This window comes from Rubripirellula amarantea, from assembly GCF_007859865.1.
GTDB lineage: Bacteria > Planctomycetota > Planctomycetia > Pirellulales > Pirellulaceae > Rubripirellula > Rubripirellula amarantea.
Genome location: NZ_SJPI01000001.1, coordinates 2,869,222 through 2,884,100, shown reverse-complemented (window position 1 = coordinate 2,884,100; position 14,879 = coordinate 2,869,222). Strand labels below are relative to the sequence as shown.

9 protein-coding genes are annotated in these 14,879 nt (G+C 53.1%); 6 read left to right on the top strand and 3 right to left on the bottom strand.

The window, feature by feature from the left end; genetic code table 11:
- Window positions 1-56: 56 nt before the first annotated feature.
- Together Pla22_RS10605 and Pla22_RS10600 are read left to right on the top strand one after the other, a co-directional pair.
- Window positions 57-2,006 (top strand): flotillin family protein, encoded by a 1,950-nt coding sequence (locus Pla22_RS10605; RefSeq protein WP_146515366.1) that lies wholly within the window; start codon window positions 57-59, stop codon window positions 2,004-2,006.
- Between the two features lie 82 nt (window positions 2,007-2,088).
- On the top strand, window positions 2,089-7,245 hold the full coding sequence (locus Pla22_RS10600) for a DNA repair ATPase (protein WP_146514586.1): 5,157 nt from the start codon (window positions 2,089-2,091) through the stop codon (window positions 7,243-7,245).
- Window positions 7,246-7,263: 18 nt separating this feature from the next.
- Here the strand turns inward: Pla22_RS10600 and Pla22_RS10595 are convergent, their stop codons facing one another.
- Entirely contained in the window at window positions 7,264-7,689 is a 426-nt protein-coding gene (locus Pla22_RS10595; protein ID WP_146514585.1) for a hypothetical protein, read from the bottom strand.
- The gene (locus Pla22_RS10590) at window positions 7,686-9,245 is read right to left on the bottom strand and encodes a hypothetical protein (RefSeq protein ID WP_146514584.1); all 1,560 of its coding nucleotides are present in this window, start codon (window positions 9,243-9,245) and stop codon (window positions 7,686-7,688) included. The genes Pla22_RS10595 and Pla22_RS10590 overlap by 4 nt, the downstream gene beginning before the upstream one ends.
- 298 nt (window positions 9,246-9,543) lie before the next feature.
- On the opposite strand from Pla22_RS10590, the gene Pla22_RS10585 reads away from it, so the two are divergent.
- From Pla22_RS10585 to Pla22_RS10570, 4 genes are all read left to right on the top strand, one after another.
- Window positions 9,544-9,795, top strand: a complete 252-nt coding sequence (locus tag Pla22_RS10585) for a hypothetical protein (protein ID WP_146514583.1) — start codon at window positions 9,544-9,546, stop codon at window positions 9,793-9,795.
- Between the two features lie 64 nt (window positions 9,796-9,859).
- A complete protein-coding gene (locus Pla22_RS10580) occupies window positions 9,860-10,684 on the top strand; it encodes a TatD family hydrolase (RefSeq protein WP_146514582.1) in 825 nt (274 codons plus the stop codon).
- Entirely contained in the window at window positions 10,684-12,117 is a 1,434-nt protein-coding gene (locus tag Pla22_RS10575; protein WP_146514581.1) for an anthranilate synthase component I family protein, read from the top strand. The genes Pla22_RS10580 and Pla22_RS10575 overlap by 1 nt, the downstream gene beginning before the upstream one ends.
- 47 nt (window positions 12,118-12,164) lie before the next feature.
- A complete protein-coding gene (locus tag Pla22_RS10570) occupies window positions 12,165-13,529 on the top strand; it encodes an SGNH/GDSL hydrolase family protein (RefSeq protein ID WP_146514580.1) in 1,365 nt (454 codons plus the stop codon).
- Between the two features lie 14 nt (window positions 13,530-13,543).
- Here Pla22_RS10570 and Pla22_RS10565 read toward each other — a convergent pair whose 3' ends face one another.
- Window positions 13,544-14,686 carry a lactonase family protein gene (locus Pla22_RS10565; RefSeq protein WP_242631924.1) on the bottom strand — a complete coding sequence of 381 codons (1,143 nt, stop codon included), beginning with the start codon at window positions 14,684-14,686 and terminating at the stop codon, window positions 13,544-13,546.
- Window positions 14,687-14,879: the final 193 nt, after the last annotated feature.

Sequence of the window (14,879 nt, the reverse complement as noted above, 5' to 3'; positions counted from 1 at the left end):
TTTTCTGGGCTGCGGCTGCCGCGATCGCAATCATCGCATTCATTGCGATCTTGATCATGTTCAAGAAATGCTACATCGTCGTCGGTCCTGACAAAGCGATCATCAAATCAGGAATCAGTGGACTCGCGGTCTACACCGCTGAAGGCACGTTCGTGGTGCCTTTGTTCCATCGCTATGAGTTCATGGACTTGACGCTCAAGAGCTTCGAAATTAGCCGACAAGGCAGCGAAGGATTGATTTGCCGCGACAACATTCGTGCCGACATTAAAGTCGCCTTCTTCATCCGAGTTGACAGCTCCAAAGAAGAAATGAAGGTGGTTGCTCAATCCATTGGTGCAAAGCGTTGCAGCGAAATGGAAACGATGCGTGAACTCTTCGATGCTAAGTTCAGCGAAGCACTGAAGACGGTCGGCAAGCAATTCGAGTTCATTGACTTGTATGATCAACGTGACAAGTTCAAGGATGAAATCCTGAAAGTCATTGGCACCGATCTAAACGGGTACAAGCTCGATGACGCAGCGATTGACTATTTGGAACAAACGCCTTTAGAGATGTTGTCGCCGACCAACATCCTCGACGCTGAGGGGATCAAGAAGATCACTGAACTGACGTCGATGGAAAAGGTCAAGGAAAACCAATTCACACGCGACAAAGAGAAAACGCTCAAGAAACAAGACGTCGAAGCGGAAGAAACCATCCTGGCACTCGAACGTCAACGAGTCGAAGCCGTTGAAAAGCAAAAGCGAGAAATCGCCGAAATCACGGCCCGCGAAAACGCTGCTGCCGCGAAGGTCCAGGCCGAACAGAAGCTCGAATCTGAACGCGCCCGCATCATCACCGAAGAAGAAGTCGGTGTGGCGGAAGAAAACAAGAGCCGTCAAATCCTGGTTGCCCAGCGAAACAAAGAAAAGACCGATGCGGTCGAACTCGAACGAGTCAATCGCGACCGTGATTTAGAAATGACTGAACGTCTTCGCGTTGTCGGCGTGGCCGAAGTCGAGAAAGAAAAGGCGATCGAGGTTGAGAAACGAAACATTCAAGAAGTGATACGTGAACGAGTCGCTGTCGAACGTGCGGTTGTGGAGGAGCAAGAACGCATCAAGGACACTGAAGAGTTTGCTCGTGCCGATCGTTTGAAGAAAGTGCAAGTCACGGCCGCCGAAATGAAGGGCGAAGAAGAATTGATACGGCTTACCAAGCTGGCTCAAGCAGAAAAGGAATCAGCCGAGTTACTTGCTGAAAAGATTCGTATTGATGCCGAAGCTCGTCGCGACGCGGCAGAGAAGGAAACTGCCGCAACCAAGATGTTGGCTGAAGCCGATGCCGCATCCACCGCGGCGCCGGGACTTGCCGAGGCGACCGTGATCGAAGCCAAAGCATCGGCAACCGAGAAGCAAGGTCTCGCCGAAGCGAACGTCGAACTCGAGAAGTATCGTGCCGAAGCGATCGGTATCACCGAGAAAGCCGAAGCGATGAAACAGCTCGACAGCGTCGGCAAGGACCACGAGGAATTCAAACTGCGACTCGAGAAAGAAAAGCAAGTTGAGATCGCAGCCATTGACGCTCAGCGAGGCATTGCCGAATCACAAGCTGGAGTCGTGGGCGACGCCTTAAGAGCCGCTCGTATCGACATCGTCGGCGGCGATGGAGAGTTCTTCGAGCAAATCACCTCGGCTGTTAAGGGTGGCAAAGCGATTGATCGCTTTGTCTACAACAGCAAGGTGGCCACGGACATCAAGGACACCTTCTTCGATGGCAATGCCGAATACTTCCGTGACCAGATCAAGGAATTGATGGCTCAGTTCAACCTGGATACCGACGGTGTTAAGGATCTATCCATCGCAGCTTTGATCGCCAAATTGATGGGCATGGCAAAGACCGACGATGTGCGGACGCAATTGACGAGCTTGCTAAGCATGGCGGGCACAGCCAATGTGGCCGACCAAAAGGCCAGCCGCCTGCTGTCACCAAACGTCAGTGCCGGCACTAACGGTTCGGCGTCATAGAACCATGCTTTTGTCGTAGGGCCGGTGAGAGCCTGCCCTACGCTCTTCTTTTCATTCTTTGGTACCGGTCATCTACTTCGCTATGCCTGAATCCAAGCTAGCCGCTGGAACTTACGAGGTGCTTCGCAATCGCTTGCGTGAAGCAGCCAGCGATCTGCATGACCGCATAGGTAAACTAAACGAAGCTCGCGCGGAAGTCTTCGGAAACATCGAAACCACGCTCGTAGCGACTGAGCGGGTGACGACGGACCACAACTGTACGCCGCGTGATCTAGTCGCCATCGGAGATCAGTTCCTGCTCGGGTACAACGTTCAGTTTGGGCTCAAAACGGATATTGGTCTCGCTGACGTTTTTTCCGCTTACGAACTTCGCGACCACCAATTTCACGAGCAACCACTCGACCTGATTCAACAAGATCGATTCGTCAACGACTTCCACGAATTGTATCGGTTCTACAAAGACACTCGGTTTGTTCGCTTTTTTCGCGATGGACCGATGCTGCACATGGTATTCCAGGTCGGAAAGACCGCGCGAGACATCAAGTCGTTCAAGTGGCGAGTCACACCCAACGCGATTGAGTATCTCGACAATCGAAGCGAACATGAAGTACGAGATCCACCCCAGCATGAATTCCGCTGGACCCGCACCACGCGTGATCAACACCACTACGGCGCACACCCTCACATTTCGATCGAAGATCTAGTTTTTGTGGAAACGGTCGGTGGCGACTTAACTATCAAGGTCGAGAACAATACCGGCAGTGGTGAAGGTATCTATGCCGAACCGGTCGACAATCCTGATCAAACGCTCGACGATGCCGAGGTCCATTACGCGGTTTTAGGCAACTTGGTTCTGCTTAAGATGCGACCCTACCAGGAACAAAAGACTCGGTATCTGATCTTTAATTCTAAGTTGTCCAAGGTCATGCGACTCGACGAAATCGAGCACTCTTGCGTGATGCTACCGGGCGACCACGGAGTGATTTTTCCGGGCGGTTACTACCTGCAAACTGGTGAATTCAAACGCTTCGATCACGGGCTTAGCGACATGCGTTATCAACGCACGATTGCTGCCCCCAATGGCGAAGACTACTTGTACTTGTTCTACAACCCGGCCTCGGGCACCTACGTTCAACTGCGATACAACCTTATTCGCCAAACCGTTGACACGCCGCTGGTTTGCCATGGTCAGACGTTCTTTGACCGCGGCGAAATGGTCGTCTTTAAAGCGCAAGAAGATCCCGCGAAACACCACGCCATTCAAATCTGGCAAACGCCATTCACCAGCGAAAACTTTGTTCCCGAGAACCAAACCGATTCGCTGCTTTTCAAGATTGGCAACAAGGAGATCGTGCGAGGCATGGCCGAGTGCAGCGAACTGCTGCAACTCATCGACAAGGACGACTCCTACGAAGGATTGTATGTCGATCTCGCCAAAAAATCAGCGGATATTCTTGACGCTTACTTCTGGATCGACAAACCGGAAACCGAGTCGCTGGCAAAACCGATTCGAGCGATCCGCCAAGCTGCCGAAGCGGCGGTCGAAGAGTTTGAAAAGGTCGTTCGCGTTCGTCGAGACACCGATGCGAAGACAAAGGAAGTTCAAAAGTCGATTGGCGAATTGATCAAGTCGATCGAGCGGGGGCGTTTTGAAACCATCGACGATTTCGTGAACGTTCTCTCGAGCCTGCGGCAACAACGCGGACACGCACTCGGGTTAAAAGAACTTCGCTATGTCGATGAGGCTTTGGTCGAATCACTCGAGCGGGAAACTGCGGAACGAGCTGAGCGAGTCAGTCGACGATGCGTCGACTTCCTGCTCACACCAGGCGCCTTGAATCCGTACACCGTTCGCGTCCAAGATGCCGGCAACAAAGTCGAAACCGTGAAAACGGTTGCGGAGGCGAAGACGCTTGAGAAAGAAATCGACGAAGGGGCTTCTCAACTGGAATTGCTGACTGAAACGGTCAGCAATTTAAGGATCGATGACGCTACTAAACGAACGGAAATCATTGATTCCATTTCCGAGGTGTTCGGTTCGCTCAATCGAGTTCGCAGTTCGCTGAGAGCTCGTGTCAGTGAACTGGTCAGCGTCGAAGGCAAAGCCGAATTTGCGTCGCAGTTGAAGTTGATCGAGCAAACCGTTGCGGGATACCTTGATGTTTCAGATTCGCCGACCAAGTGTGATGAATACTTAACCAAGGTGATGGTACAGCTTGAGGAACTCGAAGGCCGTTTCGCAGAATTTGATGATTTCGTGGTCCAGTTAGCCGAACGCCGCGATGACGTTTACGCTGCGTTTGAATCTCGCAAAGTTTCCTTGGTCGAGAAACGCAACCGACGTGCTGAATCGTTAGATGCAGCCGCCAAACGCATCCTCAAAGGCATCGAGTCCCGCGTCGGTAAGATGGAATCGACGGATGATATTGCTGCTTACTTTGCCGGCGACTTGATGGTCGAAAAAGTTCGCGACATCATCGAGAACCTAAAATCCCTCGACGATGCCGTTCGAGTAGAAGACTTGCAAAGTCGGTTGAAAACGATTCGCGAGGATTCAACCCGTCAGCTAAAAGATCGTCAAGACTTGTACGAGGATGGTGGCGACATCATTCGCCTGGGCAACCAGCGATTTGCGGTGAACAATCAACCTCTCGATTTAACAACGGTGCTTCGTGGTGGCGAACTCTGTTTGCACTTAACCGGCACTCAATTCTTTGAACCCCTTAGGGATGAAGCGCTCGCATCGGCGAAAGACTTGTGGGGGCAAGAACTAATCAGTGAAAACTCTGACGTGTACCGATCGGAATACTTGGCGGTCGAAGCGTTCGAACAGGGGGTCACGCCGTCGATCGATGGCAAGTTTGACGAAGGATACGCCAAAGGTGTTCATGATCGGGATGCAACGCTAATCTTCCAAACGCTGACTCACATCCATAATTCAATTGGCTTGCTCCGTCATTCTCCATCCGTTCGTGCAGCATCGTTGATCATCTTCTTCGAGGTCGTTGCCAGCGACACACGAGCAGCGTTGTTGCATTGGATCAGTGGTTTTGCCAACCTGGCATCCGCATTTCCGATGGCTCGTCCAGCCGTCGAGTTTCGCCAGCGTCTTCAGTCGGTTGTTTCCACAGGAACCGATGATGTTTTTGCGTCGTTTGCTCCCGAGGTCACTCCCGAGCGCGTAGCCAACTATCTTTTCGATCAATTGACCACCGACCCCGACACGTGGGCGCTGAGCAACCGAGCGAGCAAGCTGTACCAGCATTTCTGCGAGTCGATTCCCGAGATCGACCGCAGCAAATTGCTTGACGCAGTCATCACGAAAGAATCGGACCCCCTTCGCCGGTTTGTGCTTTCGCGAAATTGGGCGGATGCGTACTTGAACTCGCGTGCGGATGAAATGCCGACCGATCCTGCGGTTGCCTACCGCGACGAAGTGGCGTGGGTGATTGCCAACGGCGGACCGAAACACGCACGAGTTGTCTCGGCGAATTTGGCAACTGAAATCACCGGACTCGCTGGCAGCCATTCACGCATTCAGAAAGGCTCCATGACGGTTCATTATCACGAAATGCTAGCCCGAGTGCGCAACTACCAAACGGACGTTGTCCCCCGATTCCGGCGGATGAATCAGACGAAATCAAGGTTGGTCGAGAGCGCTCGTGATGACATGCGATTGGAGGAATTCAAACCACGCGTCTTGACCAGTTTCGTTCGCAACCGATTGCTCGACGAAGTTTACCTTCCCCTGATCGGCGACAACCTTGCCAAACAAATGGGCGCCGCCGGTGAAGACAAACGTACCGACCGGATGGGATTGTTGTTGCTAATCTCGCCGCCCGGCTACGGCAAAACGACCCTGATGGAATACGTCGCAAATCGCCTCGGCATCGTGTTCATGAAAATCAATGGTCCGGCGATTGGGCACGGAGTGACCTCGCTTGACCCTGATGAGGCACCCAATGCTGCAGCTCGCGAGGAAATCCAACGTCTCAACTTGGCTTTGGAGATGGGCGACAACGTCATGCTCTATCTAGACGACATTCAACACACCCACCCGGAACTGCTTCAAAAGTTCATCTCTCTTTGTGATGCGACTCGCAAGATCGAAGGGGTTCGAAACGGCAAGACTCGAACTTACGACTTACGTGGTCGGCGGGTCGCGGTCGTAATGGCCGGCAATCCGTACACCGAAAGCGGCGAACGATTCCAAGTCCCCGACATGCTTTCCAACCGGGCGGATGTGTACAACCTAGGCGAGATCATTGGCGACGCCGCGGACGCGTTCGAGATGAGCTATCTGGAAAACTGCTTGACCAGCAACCCAACGCTGGCACCCCTATCGACAGCTTCGCCCGACGATGCCCGTGCCATCATCCAGGCTGCTGGGCGAGATTCGTTGGAAGGCATGGAACTACTGGGCAATTTTTCATCCGACCAAGTTCGCGACATGTTTAGCGTGATGCGAAAATTGCTGAAGGTTCGCGACGTCGTACTGAAGGTCAACCGAGCCTACATTCGCTCGGCCGCCCAAGCGGACGCCTACCGCACCGAACCTCCCTTCAAGTTGCAGGGGAGTTATCGAAACATGAATCGAATGGCCGAAAAAGTGGCCTCGGTGATGAATGACCGCGAACTGCAATCTTTAATTGTCAGCAGTTACGAACAGGATGCGCAAACGCTGACGACGGACAACGAGGCCAATGTGCTTAAGTTCAAAGAGTTGATGGATATCCTGACGCCGGACGAGAAAGAGCGTTGGGACGCGATCAAATATGCTTACGTGGAAAGCACCCGCATGGCTGGCATGGACAGCGAAGACCAAGCCGGTCAATTAATGCGGCAACTAGCATCGATGCGAGACGGCTTGGAATCCATTCGCCAAGTGATTTTAAGGGCGCTGGCCGTGGACGACAACGCATCGGAAGAACGGATGGACGCGCGAATGGAATCAATCCGAACGGCAATACAATCCACTAGCGAAAGGTTGGAATTGATTGCGAAGCAACAAGCGGCGTCACCACCGGACCAAAAGTTCCTGGTCCAACACAAAGTGCCACGAGTCCTGGCTGATTTAGTCAAAGGCCAGTTCCACCTAATGCAGGAATGGATGCGTCCGATTATGAACGAATCGATCGAAAATGGCCGTGACCTGACGAAACTGCAACAGCAGATCGATGCGGTACTTGCGAACTATCGAGCCGTCCAGCAAAGCTTTGAAGACGACCCGGAACCATAAGTGGCTAGGCTGTTTCCGCTAACTGAATAGTTTGCGTTTCAAGATCGCGATGGTGGTCTTCTGTTTTTGATCAAAGCCCATTTTCCCGCTCGCTTGTTCGGTCGCATCGGTAAAGATCTTAGCTTCCGCGAACAGAACCGCAGGCTGTTGCATTCCCAATTCTTCGGCGACAGATTCAAGCAGCAAACGCTCTCGTTTGTTGAGTCGATGGACCTTGCACAGTTCGTGCAACATTCCCAGCGGTGTATTGACGATTGCCGGCGTCCGGTTGACAAACCAATGCAGGAAAATCGGAATGGCAATCGCGGCTACGGGGATCAACATGAACCACCAGATCGACGTGTCAACGATCGAAGTGTCTTCCCGGTACTGCTGGGTAACTTCGGCCAGGTGTGTTTCAGCGAGCGGAAACGAAAGCGACGTCAATGAATTTGTGATGTTCATGAGCGTGTCCCCGATCGTTGGTTGACTTTTCGACGCTTCAAGACAGCGGCTTCGGCTGCATCACGCACCGGACTTGCCGGCAGTTCGAGCATGTCGGTGAGAAGTTGCAATGTTTCTTCGCTCGACGCGTCGGCCATCACGTCAGCCGCCAACATTCTCGCTTCCTGGTGATCTTCGGTGGAAATGTGAGCGAAGGAATCGGTTAGCAAATCCACAAGCCCAAGCGCGTCCGCCATTGCGATTGCTTCGAGCCGTTTATTCAAAACCGAGTGGCGTAGTGCGTCACGCACACGGTCAATCGCATCCAAGTCGATCATCATGATCACTCGACCAAGCCGGCGACGACTTCGCGGCCGAAGCGCCCCCATCCGAGGCAACATCGCTTCGGCGTGCATCGGCCCAAGCACTCGTCGAACACCACGAACGATCGCGGCATCTTTATGGTCGAGCAAATCTATCAGTGACTTCACAAGTTGTGCGTCTGGGTCCGCTGCGATTTCTTCAAGGTCGTCGTCGGCAACCGGTACAGCCGCTCGCATCCAATAGTCGATGTCAAGGATTTCGCATCGGCTTAACGCCACCGCCGCCGCGTGTCCTGTTTTTGGTCCGCCCAGTTTGAGCGCCTTTACCACAACGTGCATCGTGACGATTGGTTCAAGACAAGCTGCGCCATAGAGCTGAACCAACGCGGCGTGCAGTGAGGCCGGCAGCAAGTCAAGCAACGCGGCTCCGCCAACGCAGCTTTTGGGCATCGTGATGCTTCGCAAATTGTGAATCACCGTCATTGGTGGTTCACTTCCGATGGCGGTTAGCAAAGACGCGCGAAAGTGAACATCATTTCGCTCGTGGATCAGTTCACAAACTTGGCTTGGAATCTTCTTACGTCGTACGTATCCGGCGAGCAATTCGACAACCGCTGGATGCTTTGTCTTGCCCAATCGCAGAATAATCAATTTCATGGACTGACGCTGATCCGCAAAGATCTGACGCAATTCGCGATCGCCCCAGTATGACGCAATCAGGAACGCATCAACGAGGCTTGCATTACGGTGTACCGAGAAAGTGTCAACGGATTCTGCGAGGCGTTGAACAATCGGCAGGCGAACGGATTGCTGATCGTGATCGCGCCGAGCGTTCTGGCCCAAGGGAGCGACGAGTTCGAGAATGGCGCGGGTGGCGGTTTCTTGTGTTTCGCGGTCGTTGCAGGACTCAGCCAATGAAATCAATGGACGAACTGCCGACGTCATCGACAAGAACCGAGCAACCTCGATCGCGGTTCCGGTCGATTCGTGAGCCGACTTCAACTGATCGAGGACTGTTTTTTCAAGCCACGAAACATTATCTCGCAGCGTCAGTTTTTCCTGATCGCGAAGCAATCCCCAGTTTTCGAAAATCGCTTCGGGTGCACGAGACTCAGGACGCAACTGCATCGCCCGAATCGCCATCATTCGCACCGAGTCGTCCGTCGCTTGCGAGAGCACCGACGCTAAGACCTCGACCGCGGCTTCATTCCGCGTCGTGGATAGCGTTGCGTAAGTGGTCGACAGGGATTGCATAGGACCGACGTTTGATTGCAGGAGATTCTGGTAGGGAAATCTAGACCGCAAGTAGTGGCGAACGCGGCTTGGTAAGTTGTTTTGCTGCGACAATTCTTCACCGACATTTTCAACGGTAGAAAAATCGGCAAATCCAGCGTCATCGACTATCGGAATGCGTTCCCCAACCCCCTAATACTGTGGTGCACACCCCCGGCGATACGAGATTCAGCTGCTACAATGGAGGGCGTAGCAGCCCGAATAATCGTCACGAAGGTTGCTTCGTCCTGTATTCCACCATGCACTTCTATGGAATTCGATGTCTCGAAACGCTGACCAAATCCTTGCCGAGTCTTTTCTTGACGTGCGCGCCAAACTGCTGGAAGTTGCCGCAACACTTGATCGCGTTGATCGGGCTGGCAAGCTGGACCAAGAACAAGAGCAGCAGCGTGGAAAGATCCTTGAAGCAATGCAGATTTGCATGAGCGATTCAGCCAATCGAGCTGAGCAATTACAGCATCTGTTCTCGCGTCCGTTTGACCCACAATGGCGAACCGAAATGAAGTTGTAGCCGCCATCTCGTTTTACAGTTTTGCACTTTCATCCGACCGCTCATCGCCAATTCACAACGTTCTATGGATTACATCGATCCTCACATTCACATGGTCTCGCGAACGACCGACGACTACGCCACCTTGGCTCGCATGGGCTGCGTCGCGATGAGTGAACCCGCGTTTTGGGCGGGCTATGATCGTGGCAGCGTCGACGGGTTTCGTGATTACTTCCGGCAACTTACCGAAGTAGAACCCAAACGGGCCGCTCAATTTGGCATCCAACACTTCACTTGGTTGTGCATTAACGCCAAAGAGGCCGAGAATGTTTCGCTTTCGCGCGACGTGATCGCGATGATCCCCGAGTTCCTGGACGCCGCCAACGTTCTGGGAATCGGAGAGATTGGGCTCAACAAGAACACGAAGAATGAAGCGACCATCTTTCTTGAGCACCTTGAACTAGCGGTCAAGTATCAACAATCCATCCTGATTCATACGCCTCACTTGGAAGACAAGTACCAAGGGACACGCATGATTTTGGATATGTTGAGCAGCGATTCGCGGATCAATCCGGAACGAGTCCTTGTCGATCATGTGGAAGAACACACCGTGAAGGAAGTTCTCGACCGAGGCTTCTGGGCTGGTATGACCTTGTACCCCGTTACGAAATGCACTCCCGAGCGAGCCGCCGACATCATCGAGACTTTTGGTGGTGAGCGATTGCTCGCGAATTCGGCGGGCGATTGGGGACCAAGTAAGCCGACCGCTGTACCGGATTTGATTTTTGAACTTCGACGCCGAGGTCATAGCGAGTCGCTGATTCGCAAAGTGGTTTATGACAATCCCATCGAATTTTTCTCTCAGAGTAAGAATTTCGGATTCGTTGCTCGAGAACAATTCTCGTCCTAATGTCCGACCGAAGTCATTCCGCAATCCTGTCACGACGGCTGCCTGAATCGTTTTCCATCGCGCGTGTCTTCCCTGCGCTTTCGAAGCGTCGCGGTTGTTTATGGCTAGATTCAGCGTCTAACTCTGCTGAGCAGAATGGTTTACCCAGCGGAAAGTTGTCGCGTTATTCGTTCATCACGTGTGACCCGATTGCCACGTTGCGCGCGGTTCCCGGGGACGATAATCCATGGGATACGCTCAGCGAGTGGTGCAGCCGTTTAGGGTCATCGCTCGATCCGGAATTGCCTCCCTTTCAAGGCGGAATCGCCGGATTGATTGGGTATGAAGCAGCGACGTGGCTCGAAGATGTGGGCGTAGCAGCCAACAACGATTTGCCGACCCCAGCGATAGCACTGGGGGTTTACGATTGGACCATTGCGGTCGATCACTTAAAGAACCAGGCTTGGATTATTGTTAGAAATCTCGACGAGCAATCTTCTCGCAAAGATCTGCAACAGCGACTCGATGAAGTCGAATCTTGGCTGAATGTTGAACCGACGGCGTTGATGTCTTCGCAGGCAAGTTCGTTGGCTGCCCGCCATGAAGCTGGCTTTTCCACCGACCATCACGGCATCACGAGTAATTTCCAAAGTGGCGAATTTCGAGCCGCCGTCGCCGACATTGTTGGTCGCATCCGACGAGGAGATTCGTTCCAAGTCAATCTTGCGCAGCGGTTGGTGCATTCAATGGACCTGTCGTCGCCAGAGTTGTATCAACGATTGCGTCGCGTCAATCCAGCACCCTTTGCGGCCTACTTCGACGGCGGTGACTTCCAGGTGCTTAGCAGTTCGCCGGAGGGTTTTCTGCAACTTCGGAACTCGCACGTCGAAACCCGGCCTATCAAAGGCACGGTCTCACGAAGTGGTGAACCAGAATCGGACAAGCGTTTGGCAACCCAGCTTTCGGCAAGCAAAAAAGACCGAGCCGAAAACATCATGATCGTCGACCTGATGCGAAACGATTTGTCGCGTGTTTGCAAAGATGAAACCGTTCAGGTCACGCAGTTATGCGAACTTGAAGCGTATCAATATGTTCAGCACCTCGTGTCCGTCGTTGAAGGGGACCTGCGGGACAATGAAAATGCTGTGTCACTACTGAAAGCGTGTTTTCCCGGTGGCAGTGTGACCGGCGCCCCCAAGATTGAAGCGATGAAAACGATTGCCGAATTGGAACCCAACCCAAGAGGACCTTATTGCGGTTCAATCGGTTACATCAGTAGTCCCGAGACCGCAGATTTCAACATCCTGATTCGCACGATAACTGCGACGGGCGGGCAATGGCAAATCCCGGTCGGCGGCGGAATCACCGCTCGCAGCGTGCCGGAGTCAGAGGAAATCGAAACTTGGACGAAAGCGGAGGGCATGATCCGAGCGATCATCGCTGCTGACGATTAAGATAGGCATGTCGTTCCGTTTCCTTTCTTTGCCTTGACCTGCCTGCCATGAAAACCTTCGCTCGCGTGTTCGCTTCTGCTATCGCTCTGTTGTTGCTAACGGCACCTGCTGTTGCCCAAGAGATCGCAGTTGCCCAAAAACCATCGGTCACCTTTGGTCCTTACGAATACGAGACGAAACCGGACGACGAAGCTTTCGAAAAGTTCAATCTGCGAAAGTCGCCGCAACCTGGGCCGATGTTGCTGCAAGAGGGCGACCGACTAGCGATTATCGGTGATTCGATCACCGAGCAAAAAATGTACTCGCGGATGATCGAGACCTATCTGACGGTGGCTTACCCGCACCTCGACATTTCAACCCGGCAATTCGGCTGGAGCGGCGAGACAGCCCAAGGGCTGCTGCGTCGACTTGAAAATGATGTACTACGTTTTGATCCGACGCTGGCCACGTTGGCATACGGTATGAACGACGCTCGCTATCGCCCCTACGATGTCACCAATGGTCGTTGGTATCGAGATCACTACACCGAAATTGTTCGCCAGCTTCAAAACACTGGTGCCCGTGTTGTGGTGGGATCACCGGGTTGCGCGGGAAAGATTGCCACCTGGGTCAAATCACGAAACGGGACCGTCACGGAACACAACCTGAACCTTGCTGCTTTGCGCGACATCGCCCTGGACATTGCCGTTACCGAAGATGCTCGTTTTGCAGATATGTTTTGGCCGATGCTTCAGGCTCAAGTGTTTGCTCCACGCAACTACAGCACTGACGAACATCCCTACGAGGTCACCGGCCGCGATGGGATTCACCCTGGCTGGGCCGGTCACGTCATCATGGCTCACGGATTTTTGCGTGCGATGGGAATCGACGGAGACTTAGGCACGATTGAAATTGACCTCGAAAAACAAACGGCAATCGCCGACGAACATCACGTGGTGAAATCGTTTTCCGATGGTATATGCGAAATCACCAGTGACCGAATCCCATTTTGCGCCGACGGTCCGTTGGATCGTGACCATTCCATTCGCAGCGGAATGACGCTCGTCCCGTTTCACGAGGACCTTAATCGTTTTGTTCTCAAAGTCAGCGGCCTGAACAGCGATCGCGCGAAAGTCACTTGGGGTGAGCAATCACAAGAATTTGACGCTGACGAGTTATCCAAGGGCATTCTGCTTGCGAAAGAATTCCCTAAGAACCCCTTCACCGACATGTTCGAGGCCGTCGACCATGCGGTGGCTGACAAACAGGCCTACGAAACCGTTCAAATCAAGAAAGTGTTCCATGGGCCTAAGGGCCAAGCGGACATCGAAGCTGCCGTCGCGGAAACCGAATCGAAGCGTGCTCCTTTAGTCCAAGCCATTCAAGACGCCCGCCAACCCGTGACGCACACCATCCGAATCGAGGCGATGTAGGAACGCGTTGGGGTTTAGCGACCGAACAACAAACAAATCGGTGACGGTGAATTAATCACGTTTTGGTTGTAGGTTAATTCACCCGTCGAATCGTTGATCGCAAACGTCGCTACCGTGTTGGAATCTTGGCCAGCAGCTAGCAACCACTTTCCATCGGGAGTGATATTGAAATTTCGCGGAGTCGCTCCGCGTATGTTTTCAATTTCAATCACTGATAACTCCCCATTGGACCCATCGATGCGATAGACCGTGATAGTGTCGTGACCTCGATTGGCTGAATAAAGGAACTTGCCGTTGGGGTGAACGATGATCTCGGACGCGCTCTTGAACTTTTCTTTCGCCAATGCCTGCTTGGGTACCGCAGGAATGGTTTGCCGAGGGGTCATCTTGCCCGCGTCCGCATCCCAATCAAACAACGTCACACTAAGTGACAGTTCGTTAAGCACATAGATCCACTTTCCATTGGAATGAAACTTCATGTGCCTCGGGCCGCCCCCGGCGGGAACCTTCCCAAATCCATGCTGTGTCAGCTTCGCGGTCTCGGGGTCAAGGCGATAGATCATCACCTTATCCAGCCCGAGATCGGGAACCAATGCGAACTGATTGTTTGGGGAAATTCCGGCATAGTGAGCGTGCGAGCTATTTTGGCGTCCCGCCACGACTCCCGAACCGCCTTCATGGTCGATCAATTCAGTTCGTTCGGCCAATGATCCATCCGAGTTCAGTCCGAACGCCGCTACACTGCCGCCACCGTATTGAGCCGTTAGCAGTGTCTTGCCCGTTGGATCAACGCTGACATGGCACGCATCCCCGTCACCCACGGCCACCGCGTTAATTTGGCGAAGCTGATTATTTTCGATCGCGAAAGCAACCACGGACGGTTCGCCATCGACGGGCCTGCCGACTGCGTACAAGACGTCAAGAGTCGGGTGCTGAGCCAGGAATCCTGGACCGATCATCTTGGCGACCAGCTTGCTAGGAGACAATTTGCCCTGGGCGGGGTCAAAGGTAGCGTGATAGATGCCTTCAGACTGCGGTGAAGCACTGGTGCCGATCCAAACATCGAGGCTGTCATTGTCCGCCATCGAAACCGATCCCATCAGAAAAAGAGTCAACAAAACCGGTAGGAAAACCGGGCGAAGATGCGTAATTTGCATGAAAAACCGTCTAGAAAGTGGAAACGAATCGTGGCTCAATTCATCCAGATTACCAAACCCCAACACCGGGAGGATTGCCGGGACGAGGCCGTCAAAAAATAGTCTCATTTTCATTGAAAAGAAACGGCTGATCGAACCTTTCGCAAAACCGCGCCGTCATGTAATCTGTGCCCACGCAGGGAGAAATCCCTCG